This is a genomic window from Streptomyces sp. NPDC050619 (assembly GCF_040654815.1).
In the GTDB taxonomy this organism is placed as follows: Bacteria; Actinomycetota; Actinomycetes; order Streptomycetales; family Streptomycetaceae; genus Streptomyces.
Genome location: NZ_JBFAIR010000003.1, coordinates 461,999 through 480,979, shown reverse-complemented (window position 1 = coordinate 480,979; position 18,981 = coordinate 461,999). Strand labels below are relative to the sequence as shown.

The window sequence follows — 18,981 nt, the reverse complement described above, 5'->3', positions numbered from 1 at the left end:
CAGCGTGCGATCACTGGGTATTGAGGGCGCCTGGGTACTGGAACCCAAGGTCTTCCCGGACGAGCGGGGCAGTTTCCACGAGTGGTACCGCGGCGAGGAGTTCCGCGAGGCCACCGGATACGACCTGTCGCTGGCACAGGCCAACTGCTCGGTCTCCCGCCGGGGCGTCCTGCGCGGGGTGCACTACTCCGACGTGCCGCCCGGCCAGGCCAAGTTCGTCACCTGCATGCGCGGCGCCGTCCTCGACGTGGTGAGCGACCTGCGCGTGGGTTCACCGACCTTCGGGCAGTGGGAGGCGGTGCGGCTCGACGACGGCAACCGGCACGCCGTGTTCCTCGCGGAGGGGCTCGGGCACGCCTTCATGGCACTCACCGACGACGCGACGGTGGTGTACCTGTGTTCGACGGGTTACGCGCCGGAGCGCGAGCACGGGGTGAACCCGCTGGACCCGGAGCTCGGCATCGCCTGGCCCGAGGGCATCGAGCCGCTGCTGTCGCCGAAGGACGCCGAGGCGCCGTCACTCGCGGAGGCGGAGCGGTCCGGACGACTGCCGTCGTACCGGACCTGCTCCGCCTTCTACGAGGAACTGCGCGGCCGTCGGCTCAGCGGCTGACGGATGAGAGCTGCTCCAGGGCGTTGCGCAGCGGCTCCAGGCCGCGGGAGCGCCGGACGCCGAGGTTGCGGGCCCGCACCAGCGAGCGCCAGAAGGGTGCTTCCAGCAGCGTCTTCGGCGGCACCGCCCGCACCCGCTCCAGGATCGCCTCGGGCACCTTCTGCGGGTCGGGCACCTCGAACTCGGCGATGATCTCGTCGTACTTGTCGTGCAGCACGGTGTTCTCCGGGTCGGCGCCGAAGACGACGACCTGTCCGGTGGGCTGCGTGTCGACCAGGACGGTGACCAGGTCGGGGCGGTAGCGGTTGAGGATCTCCACGACCTTGTAGACGTCGCCGGTCCAGGCGCCGGTGTGCCGGTCGCGGGCCGCCTCGTCGATGTTGCGCGGCAGCATGTCGTCGAGGACGATCACGCTGCTCCAGTCGGAGTGCTTCTCCACGTTCATGAAGTCGCGCAGCGCGTACTCGAACAGGTGCATGCCGTCGATGAACGACAGGTCGAGGGTGGTGCGGCGCCAGTGGCCGATCGGGCTGCGGCCCCGGCGCAGGTTGCGCACCGGGTGACGGCCGCCCTTGAGGTGGGCGAGGGGGTTGGCGCGGGCGAAGAAGTCGTCGCTGGTGGCTTTCACCAGGTGGACGTCGCACCGGATTTCGCTGACCACCTTGAACGCGGGGTCGATCGCGATGCTGGGGACACGGGACAGTCTGAGACTGCGACCGTCGTTGACACCGATCTCCAGGTAGTTGCGGTTCGCGGTGACCTTGTGCAGTTCCTTGAGGAACTCATGGCGTTTCACGCAGTGACTCCTTGCGAATCCGGGGCAGTGCTTCGTGCAGGGCCGATCGCCAGTCACGCAGGGGTGACAGACCGATCTCCGGCCAGCGGCCGTGCGCGAGGACGCTGTAGCCGGGGCGGGGTGCGGGCCGGGGAAAGGCCTCGCTACCGACGGGGCGTACCCGGTCCGGGTCGGCACCGAGGAGGCGGAACACCTCGCGGGCCAGGTCGTACCAGGTGGCCTCGCCGGAGTTGGTGGCGTGCAGCATACCGCTCGCGTCGCGGCCGATCCGGGGACCGAGGTCGGCGATGCGTTCGGCGACGTCCGCGCTCCAGGTCGGCTGACCGCGCTGGTCGTCGACGACGTCCAGGGTGTCGCGGCGGGCTTCGAGGTCGGCCATCGTACGGACGAAGTTGCGGCCGTGGACGCCGTAGAGCCAGGCGGTGCGCACGACGGCGCTCGTTCCGGGCAGTTCGCCCAGGACGGCCTGTTCCCCGGCGAGCTTGGTGCGGCCGTAGGCCGTGCGCGGGGCGGGCGGGTGGTCCTCGGGGTAGGGGGTGGTGCGGGCGTCGCCCGAGAAGACGTAGTCGGTGGAGACGTGGACCAGTCGCGCGCCGGTCTCGGCGCAGGCGCGGGCGAGCAGCCGCGGGCCCTCGCCGTTGATCCGCAGGGCCCGCTCCTCGTCCGTCTCGGCGTCGTCGACGGCGGTGTAGGCGGCGCAGTTGACCACCAGGTCGGGACGGTGCTCGGCGAAGGCGTCGGCGACCGCCTCGGGACGGGTGATGTCCAGGGCGGCACGGTCCAGCCCCACGACCAGTTCGTCGCGCCTGAGGAGTTCCTCGACCATGTCGTGGCCGAGCATGCCGCCCGCGCCGGTGACCAGCCACCTCATGTCAGGCCCTGCGCGCGCCGCTTCAGGGGCTCCCACCAGGCCCGGTTGTCCCGGTACCAGGCGACGGTGTCGGCGAGGCCGGCCGCGAATTCGTGCCGGGGAACGTAGCCGAGTTCGGTGCGGGCCTTGCCGCAGTCGACGGAGTAACGCAGGTCGTGGCCCTTGCGGTCGGTGACGTACTCGACGCTGTCCCAGTCGGCCCCGCAGGCATCGAGGAGCAGGCCGGTCAGCTCCTTGTTGCTCAGTTCGGTGCCGCCGCCGATGTTGTAGACCTCGCCGGGACGGCCCTTGGTGCGCACGAGTTCGACGCCCTGGCAGTGGTCGTCGACATGCAGCCAGTCGCGGACGTTGAGGCCCTCCCCGTAGAGGGGGACCTTCTTGCCGTCGAGCAGGTTGGTGATGAACAGCGGGATGACCTTCTCGGGGAACTGGTGCGGCCCGTAGTTGTTGGAGCAGCGGGTGACGCGGACGTCCAGGCCGTGGGTGCGGTGGTAGGCCAGGGCGAGCAGGTCGGAGGAGGCCTTCGAGGCGGAGTACGGGGAGCTGGGCCGCAGCGGGTGCTCCTCGGGCCAGGAGCCCTGCTCGATGGAGCCGTACACCTCGTCGGTGGAGATGTGCACGAAGGTCTCCACGCCTTGGCGCAGGGCCCCCTCCAGCAGGGTCTGGGTACCCACCACATTGGTGAGGACGAAGTCGTCGGCCCCGGTGATCGAGCGGTCGACGTGCGATTCGGCGGCGAAGTGCACGACCTGGTCGGCTTCGGCCATCAGCTTGTCGACGAGTTCGGCGTCGCGGATGTCGCCCTGCACGAACTCCAGCCGGGGATGGTCGAGTTCGAGGTTGTCCAGGGTGCCGGCGTAGGTGAGTTTGTCCAGCACCGTGATCCGGGGGGCGTCCGGCGCGTCGGAGGCGAGCAGCGTGCGGACGTATGTGGAGCCGATGAACCCGGCGGCGCCGGTGACGAGGAGGTTCATGTATGGATCTGCACCTTGCTGTGGTCTCCGAGGACGAGGCGGTGGGCGCTGGGCACGCTGGGTGCCGGGGTCACCTCGACATGGCGGCCGATCAGTGAGGACTCGATCCTGCCCACGCCGTGGATCGAGGAGTCCCGCAGGATGATGGAGAACTCCACCTCACTGTCGGTGATACGGCAGTTCTCGGCGACGGAGGTGAAGGGTCCGACGTAGGAGTCGCTGACCAGGGTTCCGGCGCCGATGACGACGGGTCCGACGACCCGCGAGTTCACGATGCGCGCCCCCTCTTCCAGGACGACCCGTCCCACGGTCTCCGACCGCTCGTCGACCTCGCCGTCGATCCGGCGTTCGAGGGTCTCCAGGACCCTGCGGTTCACCTCCAGCATGTCCGAGACGTTGCCGGTGTCCTTCCAGTAGCCCTGGATGACCGTGGACCGTACATCGGCCTGGATGTCGATGAGGTGCTGGATGGCGTGGGTGATCTCCAACTCGCCGCGCCAGGAGGGCTCGATGGCGCGCACGGCCTCGTGGATGCGAGGGGTGAACAGGTACACGCCGACCAGGGCGAGGTCGCTCCTGGGGTGTTCCGGTTTTTCCTCCAGGCCGATCACCTGCCCGCTCGGGTCGAGTTCGGCGACGCCGAAGGAGCGGGGGTCGGGCACGCTGGTGAGCAGGATCTGGGCGTCGGGACGGTGCTCGCGGAACTCGTCGACGAGGTCGGTGATGCCGCCGACGATGAAGTTGTCGCCGAGGTACATCACGAAGTCGTCGTCGCCGAGGTAGTCCCGCGCGATCAGTACCGCGTGGGCGAGCCCCAGGGGGCGTTCCTGGGGGATGTAGGTGATCTTGAGACCGAATTTCGACCCGTCTCCGACGGCCGCCTCGATCTCGGCGGCGGTGTCGCCGACGATCATGCCCACGTCTATGACACCGGACGCGGCGATGGATTCCAGTCCGTAGAAGAGGACGGCCTTGTTGGCCACGGGGACGAGTTGTTTGGCCGAGGTATGCGTGATCGGCCTCAACCGTGTACCGGCACCACCGGCGAGCACGAGAGCCTTCATCTGCTTCACCTTAGCCCGTCTCCCGTCGAACGGACCATGGAGGGGGTGCGGCTTGTGCGTTACAGAAGTGGAACCAGTCAGTCCTCGCCCCGGTAGATGTTCCCCTCAGAATCTGGCCGCGCCGCGCGTGGCGCGCTGTCGTTCTCGACGGCCGGGAGGCAGGTGCGCGGGGCGGGTTCGCCGCGCAGGCGGCGGGCCCTGGACCAGCCGGTTTCCGGGCGGCGGACGGCGGGTTTCTCACTGATCTGCGCGGTCACGGCGCTTCGACTTCCTTCTGCGTTTTCCTCTGCGTTCATCCGCCCCGGCCCGCTCGGGGCCGGGGCGGATGCGTCCTTCCGTGCTTGCCACCGAGTCCCCCGGCGGCGGTTGGGCCAAACGGGTACTCCGTCGCCGGGCCCGCGCCGCACCTCAGGTGTTGGGGCGGGCCGCGCTGATGTCGCCCAGGGCCGACCCCGGGTCGCGTTCCATGGCCAGGTCGCCGAGCGCGACGATGCCGACGGCGCGTCCGCCCTCGACGACCGGAATCCGCCGTACCGCGTGCTCGCGCATGAGTTCCACCGCGCGACCCAGTTCGTCCTCGGGGCTCACGGTGACCAGATCGTCGCTGCACGCGCCGACGACGGTGCTCTGTTCGGGGTCGCCGCCCTCGGCGAGCGAGCGCACCACGAGGTCGCGGTCGGTGACCAGGCCGCGCAGCCGGTCGCCGTCCGTGACCAGAACGGCGCCCAGGTCCTGGTCGCGCATGATCCTGGCGACCGCCGTCACGGAGGTCTGCGGCTCCACGGTCACCGGTGCGCTGGTCATGATGTCGCTGACGTGCTGGGTCATGACGTACCTCCCTCTCCTCTGGATTCCTCGGGATTCCTCGGGGTTCGCGGACCCGGGTACCCCCGTGGACGGGCCTGCCTCACGCCTCCAGCGCGAGCTCGCTCCACACCTGCTTGCCGCCGCTGACCGGCACGATCCCCCATGCCGTCGACATCGCCTCGACGAGGAGGATGCCGCGGCCGCCCGTGGCCTCCCAGCCGATGCTGGTCGGTTTGACGGGGCTGCGCGGGGAGGCGTCGGCGACGGCGACCCGCATCAGGTGGTCGATGCGGGTGAGGTCGAGGCGGACCCGGCCGTCGGTGTGCACGAGGGCGTTGGTGACGAGTTCGGAGACGACGAGGAGGACGGCGTCCATGGCGCCCTCCGGCACGCCCCAGGTACGCAGGGTGCGGCGGGTGAAGCGGCGGGCCTGCGCGACGGCCTGGGGGACGCGCCACACCGTCCAGCTCTCCCGCAGCGGGCGCACGGCCATGCCGTCGTAGCGCATGAGGAGCAGGGCGACGTCGTCGCTGCGGCGGGCGTTGCCGAGGAGGGCGTCGGCGACGAGTCCGAGGTGGGCGGGGTCGCAGCCGCCCAGTTCATGGGCGAAGCGGTCCATGCCCTCGTCGATGTCGGCCTCGACGGACTCGACGAGGCCGTCCGTGGTCAGGGCGAGGATCGTGCCGGGTGCCAGACGCAGCGGGCTCATCGGGAAGTCGGCCTGGGCCACCACGCCGAGCGGCGGGCCGCCGTCCGCCTCGGCGATCTCGGTGCCGCCGTCCGCGTGGCGCAGCACCGGCGGCAGGTGTCCGGCGCGCACGCACCAGGCGGAGCCCTCCTCCAAGTCGACGTCGACGTAGGCGCAGGTGGCGAAGAGGTCGGTCTCCAAGTCCGCCAGGAGGCGGTTGGAGTGCGAGACCACGACGTCCGGCGGGTGTCCTTCGACGGCGTAGGCGCGCAGCGCGGTGCGCATCTGGCCCATGACGGTGGCGGCGGCCGCGCTGTGGCCCTGGACGTCGCCGATGACGAGGGCGACGTGGTTGTCGGGCAGCGGGATCACGTCGTACCAGTCGCCGCCGAGCTCGAGTCCGGCCGTGCTGGGCAGATAGCGGGCGACGGCGACCGCGCCGGGCAGTGTGGGCAGTCGGCGCGGCAGCAGCTGGCGCTGGAGCATGCCGACGAGTTCGTGTTCGGCGTCGAAGGCGTGGGCGCGCATCAGGGCCTGCCCGGCCAGGCCCGCGGAGGCGGTGAGCAGGGCGCGTTCGTCGGGGCCGAAGTCGTGCGGGGCGTCCCAGCCGATCAGGCAGGCGCCGGCCATGTGGCCCGAGGCGGGCAGCGGCAGGACCGCGAGGCCGCCGGGGCCGACCTCGGCGAGCGCGGGTTCCAGGGGGGTGCCGGCGGGCCAGACGTGGGCGCGTCCCTCGCGCAGGGCGGCGGCGAGGGTGGGCATGGTGCGCACGGGTGCGTCGGGCCATTCGGAGCGCCACTCCGAGCGCCACAGCTCGGGCCAGGCCTCCTGTTCGGGCGGGTCGAGGACGGTGACGACGAGCCGGTCGTTCTCCAGCTCGGCGAGCGCGATCCGGTCGGCCTGGAGCGGCCCGCGCAGCGCGGAGACGACGGCCTGGCTGACGTCGCGGACGGTGCCCGCGATGGCGAGGGCGGCGGCCAGGCGCTGGACGCGGGCCACGTCGGTGACGCCGGAGCGCAGCTTGGACGCGTCGCCGACCGTGCCGACCAGCCGCGCCGGCCGGCCCGCGCCGCCCGGCAGGAGCCGGCCGCGCAGCCTGAGCCACTTGGGCACCCCGGAGGGCTGAAGCACCCGGAACTCCAGCTCGCGGTCGCCGATGGACATGTGGTCGGCCTCCACCACGGACATCAGCGAGGGCAGGTCCTCCGGCACGGTCAGGCCCAGCAGGGTCTCCACCTTGCCGTCGAAGTCGTCGGGGGCCAGGCCGAACAGTTCCAGGACGTCGTCGCCGACCGCGACGCGGCCGCTGTCCATGGCGAGGCTGAAGGCGCCCGCCGGCATGTCGCCGCTCTCGCCGGCCCGGGCCGGCACGGGGCAGACGACGGCGTCGGCGATCAGTTCGAGGCAGGCGCGGTCGCCGGTGTCGAAACCGGCGGTGCTCTCGCTCACGGCGAGGAGGCAGGCTGCGCCGTCGTCCCCCTGGGCGGGCAGGGCCGCCAGGAAGAACTCCCGCGACAGCGCCCGCCGGGCCTGAGGGCTCGCGGCGAGTTCCTCGGGGCCGAGCCAGACCGCCCGCCCGGTGCGCAGCACGTCGGCCGCCGGGGACCGTCCGGAGCGGGGGTAGCTGTCGCGCAGCCCGTACAGCGTCCTGGGCACGCCCACGGACTCGACGGGGTACAGCGCGTCCTCGTCCTCACCCGGGGCGTATACGGCGGCGAACGTGGCCCTTGCGAAGACGAGCGCCTGTTCGAGGACGCGGCGAAGCCGTTCGGGTGAGTCCGGATCGGCGGTGACCGTCTTGAGGGCAACCTCGGCACGCAGCGTTCGCGTTCCGCGTCCCGCGGTGCCCTCATTGACCACGTCCGCCATTACAGCGCGTATCCGGAAGCCGCGCAGCCCCTGTGACCGTCCCGTGGAGTACCTGGGGAGCCCGGACTCGACGAACCCCTCCGGCCGCCACCCGGGCGAACGCGGCGGTCGCGTCCGGGGGCGTGTCACTCGCCGTGCGCGATGGGCCGTCGAGAGGGAGATTTGACCTGGGACTCGTCGCGCGGTCGGTGCGAGGAGGTGGTGGGCGTGTCCGAGGGGCAGGCAGCCGCCCAGGCGCCGCTGACCGCCAGGACGCGGGTCGGACGTCCCCTGCTGTCGCTGGCGCTGGCCTCGATGATGGACGAGGTGCACGCGCACTCCGGCGCGGTCTATCTGCTGGCGGCCGACGGATCGGTGCTGGAGATGGCGGTGATGGCGGGGCTGCCCCGGGCCTTCGCGGCGCCGTGGGAGCGGGTGGGGCTGAGCGCGCCGATCCCGGTGGCCGAGGCGGTGCGCGAGCGGCGGCTGGTCTGGGTCGGCGGCGAGCAGGAGATGGCGGCCCGTTTTCCGCGGATCGCGGTGGTGCTGCCGTATCCCTTCGCGCTGGCGGCGGTGCCGATCGCCACCGAGTCCACCGTGTACGGCGCGGTCTTCATGACCTGGCCCGGTTCGCATCCGCCGGAGCTGTCGAGCCGGGAGCGGGACCATCTGACCGCGGGCTGCGACCGGCTCGCGGTGCGCCTGGAGCGCGCCGTCGAGGAGAGCCTTCCGCCGCACGCCGAGCCCGATCTGATCGCCGGGTCGCCGATGGGGGGCGTCGCCGACACGCTCGGCACCGTGGAGGCGGCGCGGATGGTGGCACGGCTGCCGTACGGGCTGTGCTCGCTCGATCTGCACGGGCGGATCAGCTTCGCCAACGCGGCGGCCGCCGAGTTCATCGGTGTGCCCGTCAGTGAACTGCTGGGCTCCCAGTTGTGGGCGTCCGCCCCCTGGCTCAACGACCCGGTGTACGAGGACCGTTACCGGGCCGCGCTGCTCAGCCAGCACGCCACGTCGTTCGTGGCGCTGCGGCCGCCCGGGGACTGGCTGTCGTTCCGTCTGTATCCGAGTACCACCGGGCTGAGCGTGCGGATCGGCAAGGCGCGGACCGTGACGGAGATGAACCGGCCCGGACCGCCGCACGACCCCGCCCCGTCCCGGCTCGTCACCATCTCCCAGGTGCTGAGCCTGGCCGGCGCGCTCACCGAGGCGGTGAGTGTGCAGGACGTGGTGCAGCTGGTCGCGGACGAGATCGCGCCGGCCGCGGGCAGCCAGGCCCTGGTCGTCCTCGGTTCCCGGGCGGGTCGGCTGCATGTGCTGGGGCACCGCGGATATACGGACCCGCACGTCGTGGAGCGGTTCGACGGCCTGCCGCTGACCGAGCCCACTCCGGGCACGCACGTCCTGACCAGCGGGGTGCCCGGGTTCTTCGAGTCCCGGGAGGAGCTGGAGCGCCTGTACCCGGCGCGGCAGGCGATGCCCGACACCTTCGCGGCCTGGGCGTTTCTGCCGCTGATCGCCTCCGGCCGCCCGGTGGGCACCTGTGTGCTCGCCTACGCCGAACGGCATCCCTTCCCCGCGGACGAGCGGGCCGTGCTGACGAGTCTGGGCGGGCTGATCGCCCAGGCCCTGGAGCGGGCGGTGCTCTACGACGTCAAGCACCAGCTGGCGCACGGGCTTCAGGCGGCCCTGCTGCCGCACTCGCTGCCGCCGCTGCCCGGCATCGACGCGGCGGCGCGCTATCTGCCGGCCACGCAGGGCATGGACATCGGCGGCGACTTCTACGACCTGGTGCCGACGCGCGGGCTCGCGGCGGCCGTGATCGGGGATGTGCAGGGCCACAACGTGACCGCGGCCGGGCTGATGGGGCAGATCCGAACCGCCGTCCGCGCCTACACGACCGTCGGGCAGACCCCCGGGGAGGTCATGCGCAGCACCAACCGGCTGCTGATCGACCTCGGCTCCGATCTGTTCGCCAGTTGTCTGTATCTGCGGCTCGATCCGGAGCGCGGCCGGGCCGTGATGGCCCGCGCGGGGCATCCGCCGCCGCTGCTGCGCCGGCCGGACGGGCGGGTGCGGGTGCTCGACCTGGCCGGTGGTCCGCTGCTGGGCATCGACGGCGCGGCCACGTATCCGACGACGGAGGTGGAGCTGACGCCGGGCTGTGTGCTTGTCCTCTATACCGACGGACTGGTCGAGTCGCCCGGTGTCGACATCGAGGACGCGCTCGCCGATCTGGGGCGGCGGCTCGCGGAGGTCGGGGATCGGCCCCTGGACGAACTGGCCGACGATCTGGTGCGGCACAGCGCGACCACGCGGGAGCGGATCGACGACGTGGCGCTGCTGCTGCTCCGGGCGCGGGCGGGCGGCTGACCCTTCGGCGCGGCGGCGGAGCGGACACAGAGCAGACAGTAAGCAGACAGAGCGGTCCGGCCCTCCCGCCGGAGGGCCGGACCGCTCCACCGCCGCCCGGAACCGCGTGTGGGCCGGACGGTGGGTCTGCCTCGACCGCCGTCGAGAGCGGCTCAGTGGGGGCGAACCGCTGTCGACGGGGCCGGGTCAGCGATCCTGGACCGCCGTGGCGGCACCCGGATCAGTCATGGGTGGATCGATATATCGGTGGATCAGTGGATCGGTGGATCAGTGGAATCGGTGATGGATCGGCGGATCACTGGCTCTGTGTCAGGCCCGAGCCGTCCTCGACGCCACTGCCCGTCCCCTCGCCCGTGCCCGTCTCCTCACCGGCACCGGCCTCCTCGCCGCCGACTTCACCGGCACCTGCCTCTTCGCCGCCGGCACCTGCCTCTTCACCACCGGCCGCGTCGCCCGCGCCACCGGCCGCGTCGCCCGCGCCGAGGGTCGCGCCGACCGCCTCCAGGGCGGTGGTGACCGGCTGGAAGAAGGTCTCGCCGCCGACCGTGCAGTCGCCGCTGCCGCCGGAGGTCAGGCCGATGGCGTTGCCGTCCTGGGTGAACATCGCGCCGCCGCTGTCGCCGGGCTCGGCACAGACGTCGGTCTGGATCAGGCCGGTGACCGTGCCCTCCGCGTAGTTCACCGTGGCGTCGAGTCCCAGGACCGAACCGTCGCTGAGCCCCGTGGTGCTGCCCATCCGGAACACCTGGGTGCCGACCTCGGCCTCCGCGGCCTGGGCGATCTGGACGGTCTGCCCGCCGCCGACGTTGACCTCGCTGGGTGCCTCGGTCGCCGGGTCGTCGTACTTGACGAGTGCGAAGTCGCCTTCGCCGGGGAAGGTGGCCTGGTCGACGGTGGCGATCGGCGCGCCGTCCTGCGTGTCCGACCACTCGGCGGCCGCGACCCCGCAGTGACCGGCGGTCAGGAAGGCGGGGCTGCCGTCGGCCGCGGTGACGTTGAAGCCGAGGGAGCAGCGCGAGCCGCCGCCGAAGATGGCGTCGCCGCCGGAGGCGAACGTCTTGAAGGTGCCGGCGGACTTCTTGATGGTCGCCATGCCGGTGCCGAGGGTGTCGACGGTCGATTCCAGTCTGTCCCACTTGTCGCCGGTGACCGTACTGTCGGCGGTGACCAGGATCTTGTTCGTCCTGGGATCGACGGCCCACGAGGTGCCCGCGATGGTCGCCTCGGACTTCAGCGTCTGCGCGCCGGCCTCCAGTTCGGCCATGCTGTTGTCGACCTCGCGGACCGTCGCGCCGGCCGCCTTCGCCTGGGCGACCGTGGCGTCGTCGCCGCCGGACGCGACGTTGACGACCAGCTTCTGGCTGTCCGTGTCGTAGTACGAGCCGGCGAAGGTGTCACCGAGCATCCCGGCGACCTGCGAGGCGAGATCCGAGGCGTCCGCCGCCTTCAGGGTCCTGGGCGCGGCCGCGGCGTCGTCCGACGCGCCGTCCTGGGACGCGTTGGCGTTCGGCAGCAGGATCGCGGCTGCTCCGAGCGCCACCACACTGCCCGCCGCTATCGCGGCCTTGCGCTTCGGAATTCGCTTGTGACTCAAACTTCTCGACCTCCTGAGGGACCGGAGTCTGCTGCCGCCGTGCGGCAGTTGTTGGGGCGCCTTGACGGCAGTGGGTACGCACGGTGTGCGCGGGGCGTTCAATTCCCTCTGCGCGCGCCCGGCGTGCGGCACCGATTCGGCCACGGCCCGCGCGCGATGGTTTCGCGGCGGGAACAATCCCCCATATGACGATGACCACCGCCGAAGCCGACAAGATCCTCGCCGACAACTTCGCCCCTTGGGTCCTCGAACTGGGGCTGTGTGTGGAGGCCTTGGGCGACGACCGCGCGATCCTGCGACTTCCCTGGTCGGACCGGCTGTCCCGGGAGGGCGGCGGGCTGTGCGGACAGGCCCTGATGGCCGCCGCCGACACGGCGACCGTGATCGCGGTGTCGGCGGCCCGGGGCGCCTACGGACCGATGACGACGGTTCAGCAGTCCACGTCCTTCCAGCGCGCGGTGACCGGTTCGGATGTCCTGATCGAAGCGGTCGTCACCAAGCTGGGCCGCCGGATGGCGTTCGCCGACATCACGATGAGCGACGAGGGAACGGGGCGAGACGAAGGACCGAGGCGGATCGCGGCAAAAGCCAGCATGGTTTATGCACTTCTGGGCTGACACGATCGGCAACCGGTCAGCAACGTTCTGTCGCGATCACCGGACATAATCCCGGCTTCAGCAAATCTGCACATCGAATACCCAATCCGATCACCGCGAGCGAATGATCTGCACAAGCCGACGGCGTCGTCACGTCATTGGCGCGGAGTGCCCTATTCGTCGTCACCACGGCAAGAGCTTGCGCGAGCCGATGCCGCAGCGCATGTGAAGAAGTCGCCACCATGGCGTGCCCACTTCTGCACGGATCGGTACTCCTGGGGCGCAAGTGCCCTGGTGAGACGGATGGTTGATTGGAAGCGCCCACCCGCAGCGTGCTTTGATCCATCGCACCGCAGGAGCCGCCAAGGGCTTTCGGAAACGAACGCCCGGCGCCTGCGATCGCGGCCGTCCGTCTGTCCCCAGGAGGGGGCCGCTCCCCCCTTGTGAAATATCCATACGAAGGGAAGTTCCAACATGAACTCCACCCCCCAGGTTGAGACCGTCGAGATCTCCGACGCTGACCTCGACAACGTCTCCGGCGGCCTGTCCGTGAACGCTCTGGGCACCGCCACCAGCCTGGTGGACGGGATCGTCCCGGTTTCCGGTCTGCTCAACACCGCCATCGGCACGGTCGAGGGCGCCACTGGCCTGAACACCGCCCCGGTCACCGACCTGGTTGCCGGTCTCTGATCGCACCTTTTGTGACCGTTGAGTCCCGGAGCCGTATCGCGGCTCCGGGATTCTCGGATGCCGTAAAAGATCTCTCCCAGGTGAGGGAAGTTCCGTGCAGTTCCGCCAACAGGCCCTCGCCAAGCTCCAGTCGCCCGAAGAGCTTGATCTACCGGTGCGCTTCGCCCGCCCCCAGGGCTGGCTCGTCCTGTCCGTGACGGTGGTCGTGATCGCCGCCGCGTCCGTGTGGGCGGTGACCGGCTCGGTGGCCTCCACGGTCGGCGCGCCCGCCATCCTCACGCACGGCGAGGGCAGTTACATCCTGCAGAGCCCGGTAGCGGGCCAGGTCACCGCGGTCGTCGCCCAGCAGGGCCAGCGGTTGCCCGCCGGCTCCCCCGTGCTCAAGGTCCGTACGGCCGAGGGCGACACCGTCGTCCGTACGGTCGCCGCGGGCCGGATCACCGCGCTCGCCGCCACCATCGGCCAGATCATCCAGACCGGCGCGAACGTCGCCGCCGTCGAGAAGGTCGCCCGCGCCGGCGACCCGCTGTACGCGACGGTGTACGTGCCCGCCGAGAACGCGGCCTCCATCCCCGCGAACGCCGCCGTGGACCTGACCGTCTCCTCGGTGCCCACGCAGGAGTACGGCGTGCTGCGCGGCCATGTGAAGACGGTGGACCGTGCCGCCCAGTCGGCCCAGCAGATCGGCGCGTTCCTCGGGGACAGCCAGCTCGGCGAGCAGTTCACCAAGGACGGCAGGCCGGTGGCCGTGCTGGTCAAGCTGGACAAGTCGTCCGGCACGAAGAGCGGCTACAAGTGGTCGTCGACGGACGGGCCGCCGTTCTCCCTGACCTCCATGACGACGGCCGAGGGCTCGATCCGGCTGGCCGATCAGCGTCCCGTCGATTGGCTGCTGCCGTGAGTGCCGCGCAGGACACCAGAAGCAGGCGCCGCGCCGCCCCGCCCAAACGCCCGGTCCCCAAGGGGAAGGCGAAGACCGTCCGCACGCCCACCGTCCTCCAGATGGAGGCCGTGGAGTGCGGCGCCGCCTCCCTGGCGATGGTGCTCGGCCACTTCGGCAAGCATGTCCCGCTGGAGGAGCTGCGCATCGCCTGCGGTGTCTCCCGGGACGGCTCGCGGGCCAGCAACCTGCTGAAGGCGGCCCGCAGTTACGGCCTGACGGCCAAGGGCATGCAGATGGACACGGCCGCCCTCGCCGGGGTGAAGACACCGGCCGTCCTGTTCTGGGAGTTCAACCACTACGTCGTCTACGACGGCATGGGGCGCCGCTTCGGCCGCCGCGGGGTGTACATCAACGACCCCGGCAAGGGCCGCCGCTTCGTGCCCATGGAGGACTTCGACGGCAGCTTCACCGGTGTCGTCCTGGTCATGGAGCCCGGCGAGGGCTTCACCAAGGGCGGGCGCAAGCCGGGGATACTCGGCGCGATGCCGGCGCGGCTGCGCGGCACCGCGGGCACCATGCCGGCCGCCGTGCTGGCGAGCCTGCTCCTGGTGCTGGTCGGCGCCGCCGTGCCCGCGCTGAGCCGCACCTACATCGACATGTTCCTGATCGGGGGGCAGACCTCGCTGCTCGACGTGCTGTTCTCGTCGATGGGCGCGTGCGTGCTGCTCACCCTGCTGTTGACCTGGCTCCAGCAGTCGAACCTGCTGCACGGCCGCATCATCTCCTCCACCCTCTCCAGCGCCCGCTTCCTGCGCCATCTGCTGCGGCTGCCGGTCACCTTCTTCTCCCAGCGCAGCCCGGCCGACCTGGTGCAGCGCCTCCAGTCCAACGACCAGGTGGCCGAGACCCTGTCCCGCGACCTCGCGGCGGCGGGCGTCGACGCGGTGGTCGTCGTCCTGTACGCGGTGCTGCTCTACACCTACGACCCCCAGCTGACGTACGTCGGCATCGGCGTGGCGCTGCTGAACGTGGTGGCCATGCGGATCGTGATCCGGCTGCGCGCCACCCGCACCGCGAAACTGCGCGCCGACAGCGCCCGCCTCACCAACACCGCCTACACCGGGCTTCAGCTGATCGAGACGATGAAGGCGACCGGCGGTGAGGACGGCTACTTCCGCAAGTGGGCCGGGCAGCACGCCACCACGCTGGAGGAGCAGCAGCGGCTCGGCGTGCCGACCGCCTGGCTGGGTGTGGTCGCGCCGACCCTCGCGAGCCTCAACAGCGCGCTGATCCTGTGGATCGGCGGCATGCGGGCGGTGGAGGGCGGCATCTCGGTCGGCCTGCTGGTCGCCTTCCAGGCGCTGGTCACCCGCTTCACCGCCCCGATCACCCGCCTCAACGGCGTCGCGGGCCGCATCCAGGACTTCGCGGCCGACGTGGCCCGCCTGAAGGACGTGGAGAACTTCCAGGCGGACCCGCTCTACGACCGCCCCGGCGCGGGCGAGTCGACGCGCCGCCTCCAGGGCCATGTCGAGTTGCAGAACATCGCCTTCGGCTACAACCCGCTCGACAAGCCGCTGCTGACCGGCTTCGACCTGACCGTCGGCCCGGGCCAGCAGGTCGCTCTGGTCGGCGGCTCGGGCAGCGGCAAGTCGACGGTGTCCCGGCTGATCTCGGGCCTGTACGCACCCTGGGAGGGCGTGATCCGCATCGACGGGCAGCGCCTGGACGACATCCCGCGCGGGGCGCTCGCGGCCTCCGTCTCCTTCGTCGACCAGGACGTCTTCCTCTTCGAGGGCACGGTCCGCGACAACGTGGCGCTGTGGGACCCGTCGATCCCGGACGACGCCGTGGTGGACGCGCTGCGGGACGCCGCCCTGTACGACGTCGTCACGCGGCGCCCCGGCGGCATCCAGAGCAAGGTCGAGCAGGACGGCCGCAACTTCTCCGGCGGACAGCGTCAACGCCTGGAGATCGCCCGGGCGCTGGTGCGCAGGCCCAGCATCCTGGTGCTGGACGAGGTGACGAGCGCGCTGGACGCGGAGACCGAACTGGTGGTCATGGACAACCTGCGCAAGCGTGGCTGCGCCTGTGTGGTGATCGCGCACCGGCTCAGCACCGTGCGCGACAGCGACGAGATCGTCGTACTGGAGCACGGCACGATCGTGGAGCGCGGGCGGCACGAGGAGCTGGTGGCGCGCGGCGGCGCGTACGCCCAGCTGGTCAGGGAGCACTGAGATGACCACCGCACACGAGGGCGACCTCGTTCTGGGCGCGCTCGGCTCCATGGGCACGCCCGTCGACTGCGCCGGCTTCAGCCGCATCGATCTGGAAGGGCCGCAGGTGCTGTGGCTGGTCGCGTCCGGCGCCATGGACCTGTTCGCGGTGGACGCCGAGCAGCAGGGCCACTGGCACCACCTCGGCCGGCTGGAGGCGGGCTCGCTGCTGCTCGGGCCGGTCGCGGGACCCCAGCACACCCTGGTCGCACGCCCGCTGAGGGACTGCGTGGTGCACCGCATCGGGCTGCGCGAGCTGTACCAGCCCGCGGACACCCAGACCTGGTCCTACGACGAGTACGGCAACCCCCAGTACGTCCCGCCGACGACGAGCCCGCTGGAGTACGCCCTCGCCCTGGGCGTCGGCCGCAGCCTGTCGATCCTTTTCCAGGCGCCGATGGCCACCGAACGGGCCGCCGCGTTGACCGACGACGACGTCTTCTGGATGCAGGTGCCGCCCGGCAGCGTGCAGTACGGCTCGCTGTACGGCGCGGAGGCCGCGGCCGACCTGCTGATGGACCCGGCGATCTGGCAGAGCATGGTCGACCAGCAGTACCGGCTGCTGACCACGCTGGACCGCTGGATCGAACAGCTGGAGCGCACCCACGAGACCCGGACGGCGGAGGGCATCAGGGCCGGTGAGGCGGTCCGCGCCCAGGCCGATCAGACACTGCTGGCGTCGATCGGCAAGCGGTCCGGGAAGCGCACGACGGCCGCCGACGCGGACGCCAGTCACGCCGCGTGCAAGCTGGTCGGCCAGGCGGCCGGGATCCCGATCGCCGAGCCCGCACAGTCCGGCACGGAGAGCGAGCGCCTCGACCCGGTCGAGCAGGTCGCCATCGCCTCCCGGGTCCGCACCCGGGCCGTACGCCTGGACGGCCGCTGGTGGCGCGACAACATCGGACCGCTGGTGGGCCACCGGGCCCTGTCCGGCGCTCCCGTCGCGCTGCTGTGGCGGCGCGGCGGATATGTGGCCGTGCACCCGGCGACCGGCCGCGAGACCCCGGTCGAGAAGGCCAACGCGGAGGAGTTCGAGCCGCGCGCGGTGATGTTCTACCGCCCGCTGCCCGAACGACGGCTCAGTCCGCTCGGACTGCTCCGCTTCAGCATGCGCGGCACGGGCGGCGACCTGCGGAACCTTATGATCAGCGGCCTGGTGACGGTCGCGATCGGCTCGCTGGTGCCGATCGCGACCGGCAAGGTGCTCGGCGAGTTCGTGCCGAAGGCCCAGAGCCACCTGATCGTCCAGGTCTGTCTGGCCGTGATGATCAGCAGCGTGGTGGCGGCGGCCTTCATGCTGCTGGAGAACCTGACCATCCTGCGCCTGGAGGGCCGTATCGAAGCGACCCTCCAACCGGCGGTGTGGGACCGGCTGCTCAGGCTGCCCACGAAGTTCTTCACCGAGCGCTCCACCGGCGAGTTGGCGAGCGCGGCGATGGGCATCAGCTCCATCCGCAGGATGATGGCGGGACTAGGTCCGGTCGTCGCGCAGTCGGTCACCGTGGGCGCGATGAATCTGGGGCTGCTGTTCTGGTACAGCGCCTCGATGGCGATGGCGGCGATCGGCATGCTCGTCGTCATCTCCGCCGTGTTCCTGGGGCTCGGGCTGTGGCAGGTGCGCTGGCAGCGGCGCCTTGTCGTACTCGGCAACAAGCTGAACAACCAGGCGTTCCAGACCTTGCGCGGTCTGCCGAAGCTCAGGGTGGCGGCGGCCGAGAACTACGCCTACGCGGCCTGGGCCTCCCAGTTCGCCCGCAGCCGCGAGCTCCAGCAGAAGGTGGGGCGGATCAAGAACCTCACGACCGTGATGGGCGCGGTCTACCTGCCGGTGTGCACCCTGCTGATGTTCATGCTGCTGGCGGGCCCGGCGCGCGGGTCCATGTCGGCGGCCGCGTTCCTCACCTTCAACACCTCGGTGACGATGCTGCTGACGGCCGTCACCCAGCTGACCGGCTCCTTCGTCTCGGTGGTCTCCGCGCTGCCGCTGTTCGAAGAGATCAAGCCGGTCCTGGAGGCCGCGCCCGAGGTGCGCACGGCGAGCACCCGGCCGGGCCCGCTGACCGGGGCGATGGAGGCGCGCAGGCTCTCCTTCCGCTACTCCGACGACGGCCCGCTCGTCCTGGACGACGTGTCGTTCGAGGTACGGCCGGGCGAGTTCGTGGCGATCGTCGGCCCGAGCGGCTGCGGCAAGTCGACCCTGCTCAGGCTGCTGATCGGCTTCGACCGGCCGGTCTCGGGCAGTGTGCTGTACGACGGCCAGGACCTGGCCGCCCTCGACCAGTCGGCCGTACGCCGGCAGTGCGGGGTGGTGCTCCAGCACGCGCAGCCGTTCACCGGTTCCATCCTGGACGTCATCTGCGGCACCGAGCCCTACACGCCGGAGGAGGCGATGGCGGCGGCCGAGCTGGCGGGGCTGGCCGAGGACATCAAGCGGATGCCGATGGGCCTGCACACGATCGTCGCGGGCAGCGGCGCCGTCTCCGGCGGGCAGCGCCAGCGCCTCATGATCGCGCAGGCGTTGATCCGCCGTCCGCGCATCCTCTTCTTCGACGAGGCGACCAGCGCCCTCGACAACGAGACGCAGCGCACGGTCATCGAGAGCACCAAGGCCCTCAACGCCACCCGCATCGTCATCGCGCACCGCCTGTCGACGGTCATGGACGCCGACCGCGTCATCGTGATGGAGGACGGCAAGGTCGCCCAGCACGGTCCGCCCACGCAGCTCCTCGCGGACACCGGCGGCCGGCTGCACGAGCTGGTGCGGCGGCAGATGGCGTGAGCGGTCAGGCGTCGAGGGCCTGTTGCGAAAGTGGCCTCGTCGCCCGCAGGGCGGCCGCGCGGCGTCCGGTGCGTGCTCTCGGCGTGCCGCCCGGAAGCCCTCGTACTGGGCGTACTCGGGCTTTCGGGC

Annotated in this window: 15 protein-coding genes; 7 read left to right on the top strand and 8 right to left on the bottom strand. The window is 71.2% G+C overall.

Features of this window, described 5'->3' with window-relative positions; translation table 11 throughout:
* Nucleotides 1–4: 4 nt before the first annotated feature.
* Nucleotides 5–613, top strand: coding sequence for a dTDP-4-dehydrorhamnose 3,5-epimerase (rfbC, locus tag AB0I77_RS08205; protein ID WP_363281568.1), 609 nt, complete (start codon nt 5–7; stop codon nt 611–613).
* Here the strand turns inward: rfbC and AB0I77_RS08200 are convergent.
* The 7 genes from AB0I77_RS08200 to AB0I77_RS08170 all read right to left on the bottom strand — a co-directional run bounded on the left by AB0I77_RS08200 (nt 603) and on the right by AB0I77_RS08170 (nt 7,682).
* A complete protein-coding gene (locus AB0I77_RS08200; protein ID WP_363281567.1) occupies nt 603–1,409 on the bottom strand; it encodes a class I SAM-dependent methyltransferase in 807 nt (268 codons plus the stop codon). The two genes, rfbC and AB0I77_RS08200, sit on opposite strands and share 11 nt — an antisense overlap.
* A complete protein-coding gene (rfbD, locus tag AB0I77_RS08195; protein ID WP_363281566.1) occupies nt 1,396–2,280 on the bottom strand; it encodes a dTDP-4-dehydrorhamnose reductase in 885 nt (294 codons plus the stop codon). The genes AB0I77_RS08200 and rfbD overlap by 14 nt, the downstream gene beginning before the upstream one ends.
* Nucleotides 2,277–3,254 carry a dTDP-glucose 4,6-dehydratase gene (gene rfbB / locus AB0I77_RS08190; RefSeq protein ID WP_363281565.1) on the bottom strand — a complete coding sequence of 326 codons (978 nt, stop codon included), beginning with the start codon at nt 3,252–3,254 and terminating at the stop codon, nt 2,277–2,279. Before rfbB ends, rfbD begins: the two co-directional genes overlap by 4 nt.
* Nucleotides 3,251–4,318 (bottom strand): glucose-1-phosphate thymidylyltransferase, encoded by a 1,068-nt coding sequence (locus tag AB0I77_RS08185; RefSeq protein WP_363281564.1) that lies wholly within the window; start codon nt 4,316–4,318, stop codon nt 3,251–3,253. Before AB0I77_RS08185 ends, rfbB begins: the two co-directional genes overlap by 4 nt.
* 77 nt (nt 4,319–4,395) lie before the next feature.
* On the bottom strand, nt 4,396–4,575 hold the full coding sequence (locus AB0I77_RS08180; protein WP_363281563.1) for a hypothetical protein: 180 nt from the start codon (nt 4,573–4,575) through the stop codon (nt 4,396–4,398).
* Between the two features lie 151 nt (nt 4,576–4,726).
* Nucleotides 4,727–5,146, bottom strand: coding sequence for a CBS domain-containing protein (locus tag AB0I77_RS08175; RefSeq protein ID WP_363281562.1), 420 nt, complete (start codon nt 5,144–5,146; stop codon nt 4,727–4,729).
* Between the two features lie 79 nt (nt 5,147–5,225).
* Nucleotides 5,226–7,682: a SpoIIE family protein phosphatase gene (locus tag AB0I77_RS08170; RefSeq protein WP_363281561.1), complete on the bottom strand. Its 2,457-nt coding sequence runs from the start codon at nt 7,680–7,682 to the stop codon at nt 5,226–5,228.
* 198 nt (nt 7,683–7,880) lie between these two features.
* On the opposite strand from AB0I77_RS08170, the gene AB0I77_RS08165 reads away from it, so the two are divergent.
* On the top strand, nt 7,881–10,034 hold the full coding sequence (locus AB0I77_RS08165; RefSeq protein ID WP_363281560.1) for a SpoIIE family protein phosphatase: 2,154 nt from the start codon (nt 7,881–7,883) through the stop codon (nt 10,032–10,034).
* Between the two features lie 295 nt (nt 10,035–10,329).
* Here the strand turns inward: AB0I77_RS08165 and AB0I77_RS08160 are convergent, their stop codons facing one another.
* Entirely contained in the window at nt 10,330–11,628 is a 1,299-nt protein-coding gene (locus AB0I77_RS08160) for a S1 family peptidase (protein WP_363281559.1), read from the bottom strand.
* 185 nt (nt 11,629–11,813) lie between these two features.
* Here AB0I77_RS08160 and AB0I77_RS08155 point away from each other — a divergent pair, with 185 nt between their 5' ends.
* The 5 genes from AB0I77_RS08155 (at nt 11,814) to AB0I77_RS08135 (ending at nt 18,852) form a co-directional block, all read left to right on the top strand.
* Nucleotides 11,814–12,245, top strand: coding sequence for a PaaI family thioesterase (locus AB0I77_RS08155; RefSeq protein WP_363281558.1), 432 nt, complete (start codon nt 11,814–11,816; stop codon nt 12,243–12,245).
* Nucleotides 12,246–12,698: 453 nt separating this feature from the next.
* Complete coding sequence (locus AB0I77_RS08150) at nt 12,699–12,914, top strand: type A2 lantipeptide (protein ID WP_363281557.1); 216 nt, start codon at nt 12,699–12,701, stop codon at nt 12,912–12,914.
* Nucleotides 12,915–13,008: 94 nt separating this feature from the next.
* Nucleotides 13,009–13,815, top strand: coding sequence for an HlyD family efflux transporter periplasmic adaptor subunit (locus AB0I77_RS08145; RefSeq protein WP_363281556.1), 807 nt, complete (start codon nt 13,009–13,011; stop codon nt 13,813–13,815).
* A complete protein-coding gene (locus tag AB0I77_RS08140; protein WP_363281555.1) occupies nt 13,812–16,034 on the top strand; it encodes an NHLP family bacteriocin export ABC transporter peptidase/permease/ATPase subunit in 2,223 nt (740 codons plus the stop codon). Before AB0I77_RS08145 ends, AB0I77_RS08140 begins: the two co-directional genes overlap by 4 nt.
* A gap of 1 nt (nt 16,035) precedes the next feature.
* Nucleotides 16,036–18,852, top strand: a complete 2,817-nt coding sequence (locus tag AB0I77_RS08135; protein WP_363281554.1) for an NHLP bacteriocin export ABC transporter permease/ATPase subunit — start codon at nt 16,036–16,038, stop codon at nt 18,850–18,852.
* Nucleotides 18,853–18,981: the final 129 nt, after the last annotated feature.

Excerpts from the sequence above, each read along its gene's own strand:
- rfbB (WP_363281565.1), bottom strand. The coding sequence starts at position 3,254 with ATGAACCTCCTCGTCACCGGCGCCGCCGGGTTCATCGGCTCCACATAC.
- AB0I77_RS08185 (WP_363281564.1), bottom strand. The coding sequence starts at position 4,318 with ATGAAGGCTCTCGTGCTCGCCGGTGGTGCCGGTACACGGTTGAGGCCG.
- AB0I77_RS08175 (WP_363281562.1), bottom strand. The coding sequence starts at position 5,146 with ATGACCCAGCACGTCAGCGACATCATGACCAGCGCACCGGTGACCGTG.
- AB0I77_RS08150 (WP_363281557.1), top strand. The coding sequence starts at position 12,699 with ATGAACTCCACCCCCCAGGTTGAGACCGTCGAGATCTCCGACGCTGAC.
- AB0I77_RS08135 (WP_363281554.1), top strand. The coding sequence starts at position 16,036 with ATGACCACCGCACACGAGGGCGACCTCGTTCTGGGCGCGCTCGGCTCC.
- rfbD (WP_363281566.1), bottom strand. The coding sequence starts at position 2,280 with ATGAGGTGGCTGGTCACCGGCGCGGGCGGCATGCTCGGCCACGACATG.
- AB0I77_RS08170 (WP_363281561.1), bottom strand. The coding sequence starts at position 7,682 with ATGGCGGACGTGGTCAATGAGGGCACCGCGGGACGCGGAACGCGAACG.
- AB0I77_RS08155 (WP_363281558.1), top strand. The coding sequence starts at position 11,814 with ATGACGATGACCACCGCCGAAGCCGACAAGATCCTCGCCGACAACTTC.